Here is a 16673-nt window from a genome sequence, read left to right on the forward strand (position 1 = left end):
ATGAGTGTGAAAAGTATGAGTGAAAGTATAGATGGCGCAGGATCTGCAGATGATCCGACAGCTATTGATAGTATTAGAAAAGACGTTGTCCGTGGGTTGAAAGACGGTTTTCCCGTTTTACTTGGCGTGATTCCTTTTGCTCTGGTTTTGGGGGCCCAGGCCAGCCATAAAGGACTCAATGGTTTAGCTGTTCCGCTAATGACGGGATTAAATTTTGCTGGTGGATCTGAATTTGCAGCAATACAAATCTGGACTTCACCTCCCCATATTTTTCTTATTATGGCAGTTACATTCCTGGTTAATAGCTGACATATTCTGATGGGGGCAACTCTTGTTCCGCTGTTGATGCGTTTTTCTAAGCGTAAAGTTTTACCTGCACTTTTTTTTATGACTGATGAAAGTTGGGCGTTAAGTTATAGTGATGCATATAAAAGAAGCATTAATAATGTTCCTCATTTTAGTATGCCTTATTATTTAGCCGCTTCTTTTTCTTTTTATATTATGTGGGTAGGTTGTACCACGTTAGGCGCGTTAATCGGCCCTGTGCTTGGCGATGTTCATCGTTACGGTTTTGATATGGCTTTTCCCGCTGTATTCCTTGTGCTTGTCAGGGGCATGTGGAGCGGTTTTCGCAAAGCGATACCGTGGTTTGCCAGCCTGATTGTTGCGGTTGCGGTTTATCATTATGTCCCCGGTGTTTGGTATGTCATGGCAGGTCCGTTGGTGGGATTAGTGGTTGCATGGTTGCAGGGGGATAAATAATGCCGGACCAGCAAACGCTGTTCGCCATCCTCCTGATGGCCCTGACCACCTATGCGACACGTATTGCGTCGTACATGATATTGCGCAACCGGGTGTTATCCCCCAGATCGATGGCCGTTCTTAAATCATCGCCAGGATGCGTCATGCTGGCATTTATCGCACCTTATTTTGCGTCCGGAAACCCTGCCGATCTTATCGCATTAGGTTTAACACTGATCGCCGCTTTACGTTTTCCTATGCCTGTCACCGTTGCTATTGGTGTGCTGACCGCTGCTATCCTGCGTCATTATCTTGGCTGAGAATATTGGATTATTTACAGAAGTAAATGTCTGACCATGGAATAGTTTGGTTATTATATTGAATCACCTCAGAGGCTTTTTATGCTACCAGGCAGGAAAGAGTTTTTAACCGTAGTTATTGTGACAGCATTAATGATGGGAATATTTATATTGAGTACACTTATAGTTTTTATATTTTAATTAAATCAGAGCAGAAGAGCCTTCTGCCAAACCATTAAATTGGGGTAATTTAGCAATTTGACAGAAGGTTAACTGAGAAGGTTACGCAACGTTACGCGTGTGGCCAGCAAGGACGGCCAGCGCGTCGCTATTCTCAATAGTGATATATTTACCTTTCACCGCCAGCATACCGCTTTTCTGGAAGCGACCCAGCAGGCGGCTAATGGTTTCAACCGTCAGGCCGAGGTAATTACCGATATCGCCACGGGTCATTGTCAGACGGAATTCGCGCGGAGAGAAGCCTCGCTGGGCAAAACGGCGGGACAGATTGTAGATAAAGGCCGCCAGGCGCTCTTCAGCATTCTTCTTCGACAACAGCAGGATCATGTCCTGGTCGCCTTTGATTTCGCCACTCATCAGACGCATCATCTGTTGACGCAGGTTCGGCATTTTACCGGACAGGTCATCCAGGGTTTCGAAAGGAATTTCGCATACCATTGACGTTTCCAGCGCCTGGGCAAAGCTTGGGTGGTGACCGCTGCCAATCGCGTCAAAACCAACCAGGTCGCCCGCTAAGTGGAAACCGGTGATTTGCTCATCGCCTTGTTCGGTAATGGTATAGCTTTTTATCGTTCCGGAACGGATAGCATAGAGTGACTTAAGCTCGTCACCTGCTTTAAAGAGCGTCTGCCCCTTTTGGATAGGCTTTTTGCGCTCGATAATGTTATCGAGCTGGTCAAGCTCATGCTCGTTAAGTGTGAACGGGATGCAAAGCTGGCTGATGCTGCAATCCTGGCAATGGATAGCACAACCGCCAGACTGAATGCGCCGTATAATTCGCTTTTCCGGGATCATAGGTCTGCTCAAGCCGTAATTGATATTTGTCAATTTTAACATCTTTTTGGTGAGCACGTAAGCCTGAGCTACTCCCAATAGAGAATAATTCAGGCATAAGCGAGTTGAATGTTTGTATCTGTCTGATTAACCGCACTTTATTTGGGGATGCATTGTGTGGAAGTGTGATGAATAAGGCATTAATTGCCTGGATTCTAGAGTAACAGATAGCCTTCATGGCGCAATAACCACTCTTTTCGCTGCACGCCACCCGCATAGCCAGTCATTGTGCCATTCCGTCCAATCACGCGGTGGCACGGGACGACGATGCTGACAGGATTGGAACCATTAGCCGCACCAACGGCTCTGGCGGCACCGGGGCGCCCCAGTTGTTCAGCCAGTTGTCCATAATGCATGACCTGCCCGCAGGGGATAGAACGTAACGCTTTCCAGACCTCGCGTTGGAAAGGGGTTCCCGCTGTTGCGGTTTCAAGCGTATCTATAATGCTGAGATTTCCCGCAAAATACTCTGCCAGCTTATCGCTTAGCCCTCCGGGGTTTTTGGCAGCAATACGCTGATAACCCTCGGAACGATAATGAATATCGAGTAATTGCTCCATACGATCGCGATGTTGATCCCATTCAACCGCACGCAGGCGAAATTGCTCATCACAAATTACCCACAACGGGCCCAGGGGTGTTGCAATGATGTCTTCAAGTAAGTTCAGCATCCGTTTTTCTCATTACAGGCGGGGTTACACATTATCATGTCAGTGATAGTCGTTTCTATACCCCCAAAAACGGATCTTAACTTGTGGAGGTAAAGGAATGTCGAACGGTGCGTTATTGGAAATAACCGTAAACCGTTGTCGGTATAATAGTGCGCGGTTATGATAATGACCGTCGTAAAATCGCTGGAGGATGAAACATGAACCATGATGATGCATCGCTGTTTCTTGACGCCATGGGGGATGTTCAACCACTGAAGGGATGCGCCGATGTTCACTGGCAGCCAACGCGTAATCTTCGCGCTCCGGCACGTATTGATACACTGCAGCTGGATAACTTTCTCTCGACAGGTTTTCTGGATATCGTCCCGCTGAGCGTTCCGCTGGAGTTTCGTCGTGAAGGGTTACAGCATGGCGTGACTGACAAGCTGCGCACCGGGAAATATCCGCAACAAGCAAGCCTTAATCTTGTGCGACAGCCCGTTGAAACCTGCCGCCAGATGCTATTTAGCTTTATTTTACAGGCGCAGCAGGATGGGTTGCGCAACGTCCTGGTGATTCACGGCAAGGGGCGTGATGATAACTCCCATGCCAACATCGTTCGTAGCTACGTCGCGCGTTGGTTAACGGAGTTTGATGATGTGCAGGCTTTCTGCACCGCACTGCCGCATCATGGCGGCAGCGGGGCATGTTATGTGGCGTTACGTAAAACGGCGCTGGCGAAACAGGAGAACTGGGAACGCCACGCTAAACGTAGTCGCTAGACAGGGTAGTCATCAGGCAGCCAGCACTCTGTTTCTGCCTTCATTTTTGGCTTTGTACAATGCGTCGTCCACGCGTTTAAATAACTCATCAATACTTTCATTGGCTTCGTGTCGCGCCACACCAATACTGACAGTAAAGCGGGGAAGGCCAGGGAGGCTCACCTTGGCTACCGTCGCGCGTATTACTTCAGCGAGATTAAGTGCTGCATCTAAAGACGTGCGTGGCAAAAGCAGTACAAACTCTTCTCCCCCCCAACGAAAAACCAGATCGTCTTTTCTTGCACAGGATTCCAGGGTGCGTGCCAACGCGCAAAGTACATCATCCCCTTTTAAATGCCCGAAAAGATCGTTGATGCTTTTAAACCGGTCGGTGTCGATTAGCAGCAAACTGTAATCCTGCGTTAACGATGTTGTGTGTGTCTGCGCTGGCTCAGTTATCTGATAAAAATGCCGCCGGTTGAGTAATCCGGTTAAAGCGTCATGCAAGGCGGCGCGTTCCAGTTCCAGTTCCAGACGTTTTTGCTCGGTAATATCGTGAACAATGCACAGCATCAGCTTATTGCCGTAGATTTCGATAGGACCGGCATAGGTTTGTACGTGACGGGTGCTTCCATCGGCAAGTCTGTGGACAAAATGTAAGGGCTTATGGCCACCAGGAAGATGCGCAATTTTATGCATTATCGGCAATATATGGCGCCCCAGCATATTGATTTCCCAGGTATGCTTCTGACACATCACGTCATGATCATAGCCATAGAAATTCAGGGCACTGAGATTTGCATCCACAATCAATCCGTCGCGTGACGGATCAATAAGCAACATGGGTGCTGAGTTAGTCTGGAAAAAACGGGCATAGAATCCTTGTTTTTTCCGCTGATAGGTGGCAGAGCGGCTGGCTTTCAGACCTTGCGCTGTCGGTGTTTCAATGCCTTCATAGAGGATAACATCACCTATATCCTGAAGCGTCCTGATGGACAAACGACAGGCCAGCGCGATTTCCTCGCTTTCGCGGTAAACCGTGAGTATCTCTACAATGTCATGATGATTTCGCAAATCACTGAGATACATAGGTAAATCATTTTGTGCGTGCGTGGAGAATGTGCCTTTTCTGAGAGGGGGGAAACACGGGGCCTGCATCAGTTCCCGTGCAACGGTATTGGCGAACACCAGTTCTTCGGTATGTGGCGAAACGATCCAGACCGGAATGGTTAATAAATCCAGTGAATGCAGCTCGTTTATGCTCATCGATAATCCCGTTATCTTCATATGCTGTGTTGCCGGTTTATTGGCGAATTTTTTTAATTATGCAATCTCACAATGTTATTGATTGTCGGCGAGACAAGGGTTGTACCGTTGGTTTTACTTTTGTGGCGTTTTCAGTTTGTATCAAGTCATAGATTTTATGTGCTGGCAGCGGTTTCGCATACAGGAAGCCTTGCAGCACACCGCAGCCCATCTGGGTTAACAGCGTTTCCTGCTCCTGGGTCTCTATACCCTCTGCCACAACGCGCATATTCATAGAGTGCGCTATGTCTATAATAGTAGACACGATTTTTGTATTTTTGCTGTTCTCACTAATATCTTTGACAAATATTCTGTCGATTTTTAATTCTCGTGCCGGAAGTGATTTCAGCATCAATATATTTGAATAACCGGTGCCAAAATCATCAATAGAAACGGTGATCCCCAAATCGGCAAACGCGTTCAGGACTTCTACGCTGCGTTTTAAATTTTTAAGTGCCGTACTTTCAGTCAGTTCCAGCGTGAGATGTGCTGGTGAAAGCTGATATTGTGCCAGGGCGTTGCAGACTATATCGACAATATCAGGTTGTTCAAACTGGGCTGGTGACAGATTAACGGCAAGGGTCCACTCCGTGTGGCCTTGTGACTTCCATTGATATAACTGACCGCATGCCTGCTGGAGAACCCAGGTGCCGACAGGAATAATCAGGCCTGTTTCTTCAAGTGCGGGCAGGAATTCAGCCGGCAGCAGAATGCCGCGTTCAGGATGATGCCAGCGTAACAACGCCTCAAAACCCGTCAGAGAGCGATCCCCGGCGGTATATTTAGGTTGATACCATAATTCAAATTGATTCCGCTCAAGCGCTTGCGACAGTTCCTGCAAGAACGTTGGCGGCGTATCGGCGATAGCCTCCATCTCTGGGGTATAAATCGCCCAGCCGTTTCTGCCAGCCTGTTTGACATGATACATCGCAGTATCGGCTTTAACTTTTAGCTCATGTAACGTTGAGCCGTGTTCGGGATAAAGACTGCTTCCCGCGCTTAACGAAACGCGAATGGTATGTCCAAACAGTGTAAAAGGTTCTTTGACGGCGCTGGCAATACGGGTCATCAGCACTGAAATTGCTTCCCGGTTGCTGTTTGGCACCAGCAGGATAAATTCATCACCACCCAGCCTCGCCAGCGTCATGGTGTCCTCAAGGCAGTTGTATATGCGTTGTGTGCTGGAGATAAGCAACTGATCGCCAATGTGATGGCCCCAGGTGTCGTTTACGATTTTGAATCGATCAAGGTCGATAAAGACCAGGGCGAAGTGTTGTTGATGCAGTTTGGAATGACGCAGGCAGGTCTGTAAGCAGACGTCTATTTGCGTTCGATTGGCAAGGCCGGTCAGCGCATCGAAGTGGACCTGGTGCTCAAGCTGGCAGTTCAGTTGATGCAGATTATCGGCCAGTCTTGAGGTGCGTAGCTGAGAATCCACCATCGAAATGACCAGCATAATACCCAGAATCACCAGCGTGACGGCGCAGACCCAGATAGAGAGTTCCAGCGTGCTCAGTCCATCATGCGCAGTGTGACCGAAATGCGTGAAGGTGGCCGCCCCCATCCCGGTGTAATGCATTGAGGCGATCGCCAGCGCCATTACCAAAGCGGCAATAAGTCGGTTTATTAATGCGCGTCGGGTATTTTGCCGCAAATGAAAAGCTAACCACAGGCCGATCCCTGACGCGATAATGGCAATGACCACGGAAAGCAAAATAAGTGAGAACTGCCAGCGGATAGCAACATGTTCAACGATAGCGACCATGCCAACGTAGTGCATGGTCACAACACCGGTGCTTAATAGGCTTGTTGCAACAATAAGCCGCCTGGTCGAAAGCGTTTGACCTGATATCGCAATATTGATGGCAAGCGTCGCGGAAATGAGTGCGATCAAAAAAGAAAATGCCGTGAGTGAAAAGTGATAATTAATTGGCATACTCATTTTCATGGCCAGCATGCCAATAAAATGCATCGACCAGATCCCCATCCCCAGCGTTGCCCCGCCAGATAAACGCCAGAAAGTCGATTCCCGACGATTAGAGATCGCCACTTTCCCTGCGCTATCGAGGGCAATAAACGAAGCAATGAATGCGACAATAAAGGAAATCCCAATCAGTACAGGGTCCCATGACACGTGCAACATCTTACTACCCATCGATAAAAAACCGTGATGATAAATCTAGCAGATTCTGTCCAGTTAACCTGGTAAAACCAGGCGCGTTCTTAGTTTCCTGTCAGCAGTATTAGTCTGAGCCGCTATAACGGTGGAGTACGTGATGTTTGCTTATGAAAACATTCACCGAGTTTATGATTTGGCGTATTTTTGTTCGCATTGTGCACTGGGTGACAATAGTCTGGCAACTGGCGTGAACGCCAGCTTATGCGGGATAAATAACCAAACTAATGTAAACTGGTGGTGCGATAGTGTGCTTTAAGTGAAAAGGCGGCATGCTCTCTTTGAAAGTGGAACTTTCGGTATCGCGGAATGGCAATCTGCATTGCAGGTGCTATAAAAAATAATACTCCGCGTTATTCTTTGGCAGGCAGGATTAAAATGTTAAATAATATAAGCGTCAGGACGTTTATTACTTTATTTCTGGTATGTACCGTAGTGGCCCTCAATATCGTAGAGGTAATATTATCTGCAGGATTTAATGTCATTATTGGCACTGATGTGGTTTGTACTATTTCACTATTATATTTATGGTGGTATATGATAAAATATCTCGTCGTGCCGATTAATACGGTAAAAGAAAGCATTGAAGAGGTGACTGCAGGGAATCTGGCAATGAGTATTCCTGAGTTCGGTAATAATTGTGCTGGCAGACTTATTCCGGGAATTAACAGTCTGGCGAGTAATATTTCCACGTTAGTCAGTGAGATCAGATCCTCTTCGCGGACCGTGATGACGCTTTCTGAACAACTCGCGGAGCGTAGCGCTGAACTGTCAGTAAAAACGGAACAGCAGTCTGGCGCGTTAATGCAAACAGCTGCGAATATGGATGAGATAGCGGTTAGTACGCGCAATAATGCAGACAATACGCACATGGCGAGCGCCCAGGCAAATATTGCGACACAATCTGCTCGCCAGGGGGGCGATTTAATGGTGCAGGTCGCCACCAATATGCGCTCGATCACCGACTGCGCTCAGCAGATGACTGAAATTATCGCGTTAATAGATGGTATTGCATTCCAGACGAATATTCTGGCATTGAATGCGGCGGTTGAGGCGGCGAGGGCTGGTGAACATGGCAAAGGTTTTTCTGTCGTTGCAGGTGAAGTGAGAATATTGGCACATCGTAGCGCAGAAGCGGCAAAAAGTATTAAACGGCTTATCGATGAAACGCATCACAATGTCCAGCAGGGTGCGGCGGTTGTACGTGAAGCCGAAAAAAACATGCAGGATATTGTGGGTGGTGCAGGGCAATTAAATCAGCTGATGGCGGAGATATTAACAACCACACGGGAACAGGAAAACGGGATCACCAGAATTACCCAGGCTCTTGCCGAACTGGAAAACGTGACGCAAAGTAATGTCAGCATGGTCGATGAGTTATCTGATTCGTCCGGTATCCTGAAAAGTCAGGTGAATGATCTTCTGTCACGCACACATAAATTTCGCTTAAGTAAAAATCTGTCTGTCGAAACAACCACGATCTTGCATCGAGATTCTCCTGTCTCCGGACTACGTCAACGGGTTAAATGCAGTTCTTCATATTAAGATTCAACATCTGTTCGCCACAGCGCCGAACCCGTCGGCGCTTTTTATTTTCTTGAACACTTTTATGAATCATTTCAGCATAATGGGACAATGCGATATTGCTTAACATATACTGAAGACTAGACTAACAAAAAGTTTGAATGTTTATGGAGGCGCTGTGGAAGCCATTAAGGGAACCGAAGTTAATGTGCCGGATGCCGTGTTTGCCTGGCTGCTGGATGGTCGCGGTGGCGTGAAACCGCTGGAAGACAACGATGTTATCGACAGTGCGCATCCGTGCTGGCTGCATCTTAATTACACCCATTCTGATAGCGCGCAATGGCTGGCGACAACGCCTCTGCTTCCTAATAATGTGCGTGATGCACTGGCGGGAGAAAGTACTCGCCCGCGCGTAAGCCGGGTCGGGGAAGGGACGCTGATTACGTTACGCTGTATTAATGGCAGCACCGACGAACGCCCTGACCAGCTTGTCGCCATGCGCTTATATATGGATGAACGCCTGATTGTCTCAACACGTCAGCGTAAAGTGCTGGCACTGGATGATGTGGTAAGTGACTTGCAGGAAGGGACGGGACCGTCTGACTGTGGTAGCTGGCTTGTGGATGTTTGTGATGCCTTAACCGATCATGCCAGTGAGTTTATCGAACAATTGCATGACAAAATTATCGATCTGGAAGACAACCTGTTGGATCAGCAGATCCCGCCTCGCGGTTTTCTGGCATTGCTGCGCAAACAACTGATAGTCATGCGGCGCTATATGGCCCCTCAGCGCGATGTTTATGCGCGCCTGGCCAGTGAACGTTTACCGTGGATGACTGACGATCACCGACGTCGGATGCAGGATATCGCCGACAGATTGGGAAGAGGGTTGGATGAGATCGACGCATGCATCGCCCGGACGGGCATTATGGCGGATGAAATTGCTCAGGTTATGCAGGAATCTCTGGCGCGAAGAACCTATACCATGTCGTTGATGGCAATGGTTTTTCTGCCCAGCACATTTTTAACCGGACTGTTTGGCGTCAATCTCGGGGGGATTCCCGGTGGCGGCTGGCAGTTTGGTTTTTCGCTATTCTGTATTCTGTTAGTTGTCCTGATTGGTGGTGTTACTTTATGGTTGCATCGTAGTAAATGGTTGTAACAACTACGTTTTTCATCGACTTTCGTGAGTGAAAACGGCGAAGTTTTTGAGCGAGGTCAATAAACCATCTACCTATTCGGGGCAATATCTCTCTCGCAGGTGAATGCAACGTCAAGCGATGGGCGTTGCGCTCCATATTGTCTTACTTCCTTTTTTGAATTACTGCATAGCACAATTGATTCGTACGACGCCGACTTAGATTAGTCGGCTTTTTTTTGCCTGCAGGAAACCAGCGTCTACCCTAAAAGGGTCAGTCTGACTCACTGGAGGGTAATATGACCTGCTTATTCGCCCCGTTGCAGTTGCAACGTCCACATTCCGATACTGTTCCCACCGACCCGGTTCCGATTCCCGACTCCATACCTCGTCCGCAACCTATGCCGGACCCGTCACCGGATGAAGAGCCGATTAAATTGTCGCATCACGGGCGCAGATCTGCGAGGATACGCGCCTGCTGAATGTGAGTTTTTACCGCGAGATTAAATTGTGACCGCTTTTTCAACCCTGAATGTTTTGCCTGCCGCCCAACTCGAGAATCTTAATGAGCTGGGTTATCTTGAAATGACGCCTGTTCAGGCCGCTGCGTTGCCGGCAATCCTGGCAGGAAAAGATGTTCGTGTGCAGGCAAAAACCGGCAGTGGCAAAACGGCCGCGTTTGGTCTTGGCCTGTTACAACACATTGATGCTGCGCTGTTTCAGACTCAGTCGCTGGTGCTGTGCCCAACCCGCGAACTGGCTGACCAGGTCGCCGGTGAATTGCGTCGTTTGGCGCGTTTTCTGCCAAATACCAAAATTTTGACGCTGTGCGGTGGCCAGCCCTTTGGCGCACAGCGTGATTCTCTGCAACATGCCCCACATATTATTGTTGCCACGCCGGGGCGTTTACTCGACCACCTGCAAAAAGGCACCGTCTCCCTTGATGCGTTGAATACGCTGGTGATGGATGAAGCCGACCGGATGCTGGATATGGGATTTAGTGATGCAATTGATGACGTAATCCGCTTTGCGCCAGCGTCACGTCAGACATTGCTGTTTTCCGCAACCTGGCCGGAAGCGATTGCCGCGATCAGTGGTCGCGTGCAGAACAATCCGTTAACGATTGAGATTGATACAGTCGATGCGTTGCCAGCGATTGAACAACAATTCTTTGAAATCTCCTCACACGGCAAAATTCCGCTGTTGCAAAAATTACTTAGCCAGCATCAGCCGGCATCATGTGTGGTTTTCTGTAACACCAAAAAAGATTGTCAGGCTGTTTGTGATGCACTGAACGCAGCCGGGCAAAGCGCATTATCGCTTCATGGCGATCTTGAGCAACGCGATCGGGACCAGACGCTCGTACGTTTTGCCAACGGCAGTGCTCGTGTTCTGGTTGCCACCGATGTGGCGGCGCGTGGCCTGGATATTAAATCGCTCGAGCTGGTGGTTAACTTTGAACTGGCATGGGATCCGGAAGTTCATGTACACCGTATTGGACGTACTGCCCGTGCGGGTAACAGTGGCCTGGCGATTAGCTTCTGTGCGCCGGAAGAAGCGCAACGTGCCAATATTTTGTCCGAGATGCTGCAACTGAAGCTGAACTGGCTGCTCGCACCGGGTAATGGTTCAATTCTGCCGCTGGAGGCTGAGATGGCAACACTGTGCATCGATGGCGGTAAAAAAGCTAAAATGCGGCCTGGTGATGTATTAGGGGCGTTGACCGGAGATATTGGTCTGGACGGGGCAGATATCGGCAAGATTGCCGTTCATCCGGCGCATGTCTACGTGGCCGTTCGCCAGTCTGTGGCACATAAAGCGTGGAAGCAACTGCAGAACGGTAAGATCAAAGGTAAGAACTGCCGGGTTCGTTTATTAAAATAAATGCCCGTAGGAATGCCTGATGGCGTTCCGCTTATCAGGCCTACTGGTACTGACGTAATACCTTGTCCAGTAGGCCGGATACGGCATCCTCTCTATTACTTCACTTCCACCACGTTCAGACGCAACTCATCTAACTGGTTTTCATCTTCTTCCGGCTGCCAGCCTGCTGGTTGCAGTGGGATCTCTTCACGATCGAATGCCAGATCACCGCCATCTACCACTTCTGAGCCGTGTTTGATGCCTTTAAAATCGAACAGATTAATATCGCTCAGGTGAGAAGGCACCACATTCTGCATCGCACTGAACATCGTTTCAATACGACCTGGATAGCGCTTGTCCCAGTCACGCAGCATATCAGCGATCACCTGACGTTGCAGGTTAGGCTGTGAACCACACAGGTTGCACGGAATAATTGGGAAACCTTTCGCTTCAGAGAAGCGCTCGATATCTTTTTCGCGGCAATAGGCCAGCGGACGGATCACAATATGCTTACCATCATCGCTCATCAGCTTCGGCGGCATGCCTTTCATTTTCCCGCCGTAGAACATATTTAAAAACAGCGTTTGCAGGATGTCGTCGCGATGGTGTCCGAGCGCAATTTTGGTGGCGCCTAATTCGGTTGCCGTGCGGTACAAAATGCCGCGGCGCAGACGAGAACAGAGAGAGCAGGTCGTTTTGCCTTCAGGAATTTTATCTTTGACGATCCCGTAGGTATTTTCTTCGACAATTTTATACTCAACACCCAGTTGTTCCAGATACTCCGGCAGGATGTGCTCCGGGAAGCCCGGTTGTTTTTGATCCAAATTTACGGCGACCAAAGAGAAACTGATTGGGGCGCTTTGCTGCAAATTTCGCAGGATTTCCAGCATGGTGTAGCTATCTTTCCCACCGGAAAGACACACCATAATGCGATCGCCGTCTTCGATCATATTGAAATCGGCAATAGCTTCACCTACGTTACGACGCAGGCGTTTCTGTAATTTGTTCAGGTTGTATTGTTCTTTCTTTGTAACTTGTTGATTATCTTGCATTCTTACTGTTCTCAAAAAACAAAAGGGGCATATAAGGGGCAAACTTCCATCACAGGGCTAGTTTGTTATTCAACATTGCAACCTGATCGCCATTCATTTCTTCAATCCATGTACTGTAGACTTCGTACACCATTTGCACGTTTTCATGCCCCATCTGATTAGCTATAAATGATGGGTTCGCTCCAGCCGATAATAGCCAGCAGGCAAAAGTATGCCGCGTATGGTACGGATTACGGCGACGAATACCAGCACGTTTTACAGCGGCGTTCCAACTCGCACCGATGCTACTCATAGAGTAGTAAGGTTTTTGCTCTTCTTTTCGCATCCGGGGCATAAAAAGTGTACGCGTTGGTTTTCAGTCTTACCGTACTCTCTATGGTGGAACACTATTTTTGTCCTGGGTTGTCGTGCAGTCATTTCGCGCTGAACTTTGAGCGCATCCAGTGCTGGCTCCAGTAGTTTTATCGTCCTGATCCCGGCATCTGTCTTTGGTGGTTCGAAAGTCCCAATGATGGTCAGGTTGCGGCAGACTTTGACAGTACCCACCGCCATGTCTACATCTTCCCAAGTCAGAGCGGCCAGCTCACCGTGTATGTCTCTTTCATTTTGCTGCACCCTTATGGGGTCGGCCCTTCAGAAGCACCGCAGTAAAACATAATACCCATCACTGAATAAGAATACCTAAGCGATACAATCCCCTTTAGCACAAGGGGATCTTTATGTCTGATGTTGTCTCAGAACTGAGCTGAAACAAACCGTGATAGTTGGTTCACCAGATTAAGTGGTTGTAATGGCAAATAATGATGCAGATCGGAAAATCAACCCAACTTATACAGGTCGCTATTGAGAAATTCGAAACCCGCGAAAAATAGAAAAGGGCATATGTGTGAAAGTAAGCAGGATTGATACTTCGTAGTATTAATTCTAAATACAATGTATGCGGCTTTTTATAAAAAACCCCGCAATGCGAGGTTTAGTGTGCGACATAACTTGAATCAAAAGACATTAATTTGATTACTTACTTTGCATAACCTTTAAATACGCCTTTATCATCCATCACAGCAAGCTTACCGTTTTTATAAGCGATAAATGTATACAATCCTTGTTAGTAAGTTGTAGTTTCTTTTGTTTCTTCAGCAGTTGCTGCTGGCTTACCATCAACGACAAGGCCGTTCGGTGTCATTTCCAGTTTCATGCCGTTCCAGTGTTTCACGCCTGCTTTTTTTGCTGCCTGTGCTTTCTGATCAACATTTTTGTAATGTTTGCGGTTGATTTCATTTCCTTCACGGATTGCAGCGGCTTGCTGATTTGAAGCATTCAATGTAGCCATGTTTGACTGGTAGTTACGCCAGTACGCTTTCTCTTCCTGGTAACACACATCACGGCTAACACCCTTTGCCTCACATTGTGCGAGACGTTGTTCTTCTGATACGCAACCAGCCAGAACACTAACTGCTGCCAGGACTGCCAGATATTTAATCTTCATACTCATCACCATTAATTTATAACTTTATGTTTTAATTGTATTTTATTTTTCGGCGTTCAACTTCTTTTGCGTTCGCCTTTGCGTAATACATATTTCCGTCTTCACGAGCATGTTTGCATAGTTCATCGTTGCTAAATTTTTGTGCACGTTCGTCAGAATTTCTCTCTGCTTTTGCAATTAGAGAACTGCATCCGGAAACAGCAATGACTGCCGATAGTGATGCTGCAGGCAAAGTTCGGTTTGAGCACTCCGGAGGAGCGGGTGCTACGTATCCGTAACACATTGCGAAACTTCACTGAAACCGATGTGCGTGAGCCGCTAAAAATCGTTTCTGTCACCCGTTATAACCAACCTGGAAGGTTTATCGTGATGAACGGTAAACCAGTGATGTTGCTTAGCGCAGGCGACCTGGATGAAGGGGATGATCTCACACTCGATCAGGCGGCACATCGTGTACTGGGGCGCATGGAGAAGCAGCGAAAAGCGCTGAACGATCAGTTTAACAGTGGCTGGCTGGTACTTTCAGCAGTGAAGACTGCGGTGGGATTCCTGGGACTGGTTCTTTTCTGGTACTGCTCATACCGTTCCTGTCGCTGGGTGAGTCGAGTTTATCGTCGGCGTATTATTGAGAACCGTAGCTTAATCCCCCAACACTGGAGACGGTTTATTGGCGCAATTGAAACACGCTTATATGCCATTCTAATAATTCTGATAGGCATCGTGGCGTTGTATGTCTGGCTCAGTTGGGTGTTCGGTCTGTTTCCCTGGACACGCGTCTGGGGAGAATCATTAGGTGATTGGCCTGTACGCGTGGTGCAAGGGATTGCATTGTCCATCGTCTCGGCTCTGCCGGGGTTAATGATCGTACTGATCATTTTCTTCATCACAGCATTAATCCTGAAACTGTTAAAGGCGATACTCAACCAAGTGGAAGCAGGGCGTTTACAATTGCCGGGTATTCATCCAGAGACAGCAGGAGCCACCCGTAAGTTGATATCTGTGGTGGTATGGCTCTTTGCGTTATCAGCAGCTTACCCTTTTTTACCCGGAGCTAATTCCTTGGCATTTAAAGGCATCAGTGTATTCTTTGGACTGATGCTTACACTTGGTTCGGCCGGGGTTATGAACCACGCCATGAGTGGGCTGGTATTGATCTACTCTCGCGCTCTGCGAAAAGGGGACGTGATCCGGGTGGCTGATAACGAGGGGCTGGTAAGCGAAATCGGTATGCTGGCGACAAAGATCATCACCCGTGAAAATTATGTGGTCACGGTACCTAATGCGGTAGTGGTAAGCGGGAAAATTACTAATTTGAGCTCACAAAGCGTTAACGGAGGTGTCAACCTGACTGTTGGTGTCACTATTGGTTATGACACTCCCTGGCGCCAGGTCCATGCAATGCTCGAGTTGGCGGGCAAGCGAGCCAAAGGCGTTGATCTTTCACAGCCACCGTTGGTTCGTCAATTGAATCTGATGGACTGGTATATCGCCTACGAGTTGCAAGTATGTCTGTTACCGGGCGTGTCGCTGGCAGATGCCCGTAACGAACTGCACAGCAATATTCAGGATGTCTTCAATGAATTTAATGTGCAGATTATGTCCCCGAACTTTGTGCTGCAACCGGAAAACAGTGTGATGGTGCCCAAAGATAGCTGGTATATGCCACCGGCTATGCCACCGCAGGGTAAAGAATGACTTGCTGCCTTGATATTACTATGTCCCTATCTGGATCTTGATTCGGTTCCACGAGGATGATCTCCTGCAGTTGGAAAATTTAGTCTTCATTCGTCGAAACCCATGCTTGTGTTAATTTACCTGGATTTTGCCAGCTGAAAGAAATCGCTCCTTACTAAAGCATAGATAATTCAACCCGCTAAGGCGTGTTTTCTTTTTTTACTACTGACAGGAAATTAACAATTTGTGCTCTTAAAACGTTGATCATTTTCGTGTACATTTGTGCTGTATAAAAACACAGTAAATGCAATGAAGGCTATTATGAAAGTTGAATTAACCATTGATCGCATGAAATAACTTCCCCGGCTATTTGCAGCTATGCTACGCGTGTAGCGGAGAAGTTGCGTAGTGAACATCAATACTGCCGGATTGTGTCAGCATTCGTCAAAATCTCGCCGTTTGCCCTTAACGAACCTTATTATGGCAACAGCTCTTCAATGAAGCACAAGACAGTCGGGCCATCATCAGCGCGGCTACGCGTTGCCTTGATGCGATTTGGCGCGACGGCCACCAATACCAGAAAGCGGGAATTATTCTTGGTGGCTTCTTCAGTCAGGGGGTGGCTCAGCTCAACCTGTTTGACGACCACGCGCCGCACGCCGGGAGTGAAAAATTGATGGAGGCGTTGGATCACCTCAATACGAAAGATGGCAGGGGGACTTTGTTCTTTGCCGGGCAGGGAATACAGCAAAAATGGCAGATAAAGAGGGAGATGCTCTCGCTACGGTATACGCCGAGATATTCTGATTTATTATGCATTAGATAGCGCGTGAGTATTTGAGGTTCTCATGAAATTCATACAAAACTACTATTCCAGTAATTGAAATGTGAACGATTATATAATTAAGTGTTTTTAAATTTGCAATCAAT

The 16673-nt window shown here is 47.8% G+C and carries 12 protein-coding genes and 4 pseudogenes; 9 read left to right on the top strand and 7 right to left on the bottom strand.

Features of this window, described 5'->3' with window-relative positions:
* Nucleotides 1–15 precede the first annotated feature (15 nt).
* Both EHN13_RS07830 and EHN13_RS07835 read left to right on the top strand, forming a co-directional pair.
* Nucleotides 16–762, top strand: a pseudogene (locus tag EHN13_RS07830) (AzlC family ABC transporter permease).
* Nucleotides 762–1061 (top strand): AzlD family protein, encoded by a 300-nt coding sequence (locus EHN13_RS07835; RefSeq protein ID WP_061067985.1) that lies wholly within the window; start codon nt 762–764, stop codon nt 1059–1061. Before EHN13_RS07830 ends, EHN13_RS07835 begins: the two are co-directional and overlap by 1 nt.
* A gap of 261 nt (nt 1062–1322) precedes the next feature.
* Here EHN13_RS07835 and fnr read toward each other — a convergent pair whose 3' ends face one another.
* Together fnr and ogt are read right to left on the bottom strand one after the other, a co-directional pair.
* Nucleotides 1323–2075: a fumarate/nitrate reduction transcriptional regulator Fnr gene (fnr, locus tag EHN13_RS07840; RefSeq protein WP_003020397.1), complete on the bottom strand. Its 753-nt coding sequence runs from the start codon at nt 2073–2075 to the stop codon at nt 1323–1325.
* Between the two features lie 194 nt (nt 2076–2269).
* Nucleotides 2270–2785 (bottom strand): methylated-DNA--[protein]-cysteine S-methyltransferase, encoded by a 516-nt coding sequence (gene ogt, locus EHN13_RS07845; RefSeq protein WP_048211542.1) that lies wholly within the window; start codon nt 2783–2785, stop codon nt 2270–2272.
* Nucleotides 2786–2982: 197 nt separating this feature from the next.
* Here ogt and smrA point away from each other — a divergent pair, with 197 nt between their 5' ends.
* A complete protein-coding gene (gene smrA / locus EHN13_RS07850) occupies nt 2983–3546 on the top strand; it encodes a DNA endonuclease SmrA (RefSeq protein WP_048211543.1) in 564 nt (187 codons plus the stop codon).
* A gap of 12 nt (nt 3547–3558) precedes the next feature.
* Here smrA and EHN13_RS07855 read toward each other — a convergent pair whose 3' ends face one another.
* Both EHN13_RS07855 and EHN13_RS07860 read right to left on the bottom strand, forming a co-directional pair.
* Nucleotides 3559–4791: a GGDEF domain-containing protein gene (locus EHN13_RS07855; protein ID WP_048211544.1), complete on the bottom strand. Its 1233-nt coding sequence runs from the start codon at nt 4789–4791 to the stop codon at nt 3559–3561.
* A gap of 67 nt (nt 4792–4858) precedes the next feature.
* Nucleotides 4859–6973 carry a putative bifunctional diguanylate cyclase/phosphodiesterase gene (locus tag EHN13_RS07860; protein ID WP_124021171.1) on the bottom strand — a complete coding sequence of 705 codons (2115 nt, stop codon included), beginning with the start codon at nt 6971–6973 and terminating at the stop codon, nt 4859–4861.
* Between the two features lie 411 nt (nt 6974–7384).
* Between EHN13_RS07860 and EHN13_RS07865 the strand changes: the two genes are divergently transcribed.
* The 4 genes from EHN13_RS07865 to dbpA all read left to right on the top strand — a co-directional run bounded on the left by EHN13_RS07865 (nt 7385) and on the right by dbpA (nt 11552).
* Nucleotides 7385–8551, top strand: coding sequence for a methyl-accepting chemotaxis protein (locus EHN13_RS07865; protein ID WP_232034715.1), 1167 nt, complete (start codon nt 7385–7387; stop codon nt 8549–8551).
* 157 nt (nt 8552–8708) lie between these two features.
* Entirely contained in the window at nt 8709–9692 is a 984-nt protein-coding gene (gene zntB, locus EHN13_RS07870; RefSeq protein WP_061067982.1) for a zinc transporter ZntB, read from the top strand.
* A gap of 275 nt (nt 9693–9967) precedes the next feature.
* Nucleotides 9968–10150 (top strand): proline-rich small protein YnaL, encoded by a 183-nt coding sequence (gene ynaL, locus EHN13_RS24550; protein WP_071887346.1) that lies wholly within the window; start codon nt 9968–9970, stop codon nt 10148–10150.
* A gap of 28 nt (nt 10151–10178) precedes the next feature.
* Nucleotides 10179–11552 carry an ATP-dependent RNA helicase DbpA gene (dbpA, locus tag EHN13_RS07880; protein ID WP_101743332.1) on the top strand — a complete coding sequence of 458 codons (1374 nt, stop codon included), beginning with the start codon at nt 10179–10181 and terminating at the stop codon, nt 11550–11552.
* 95 nt (nt 11553–11647) lie between these two features.
* Here dbpA and ttcA read toward each other — a convergent pair whose 3' ends face one another.
* The 3 genes and pseudogenes from ttcA to EHN13_RS07895 form a co-directional block, all read right to left on the bottom strand.
* Nucleotides 11648–12583, bottom strand: coding sequence for a tRNA 2-thiocytidine(32) synthetase TtcA (gene ttcA, locus EHN13_RS07885; RefSeq protein ID WP_061067980.1), 936 nt, complete (start codon nt 12581–12583; stop codon nt 11648–11650).
* Between the two features lie 49 nt (nt 12584–12632).
* Nucleotides 12633–13174 (bottom strand): annotated as a pseudogene (locus EHN13_RS07890) (site-specific integrase); the annotation flags it as partial.
* Between the two features lie 514 nt (nt 13175–13688).
* Nucleotides 13689–14069: a hypothetical protein gene (locus tag EHN13_RS07895; protein ID WP_232034702.1), complete on the bottom strand. Its 381-nt coding sequence runs from the start codon at nt 14067–14069 to the stop codon at nt 13689–13691.
* Between the two features lie 210 nt (nt 14070–14279).
* Between EHN13_RS07895 and EHN13_RS07900 the strand changes: the two are divergent.
* A pseudogene (locus tag EHN13_RS07900) lies at nt 14280–15764 on the top strand (mechanosensitive ion channel family protein); the annotation flags it as partial.
* Between the two features lie 338 nt (nt 15765–16102).
* Nucleotides 16103–16569 (top strand): annotated as a pseudogene (locus EHN13_RS07905) (DUF4113 domain-containing protein); the annotation flags it as partial.
* Nucleotides 16570–16673: the final 104 nt, after the last annotated feature.

Source organism: Citrobacter youngae (assembly GCF_003818115.1).
GTDB lineage: Bacteria > Pseudomonadota > Gammaproteobacteria > Enterobacterales > Enterobacteriaceae > Citrobacter > Citrobacter youngae.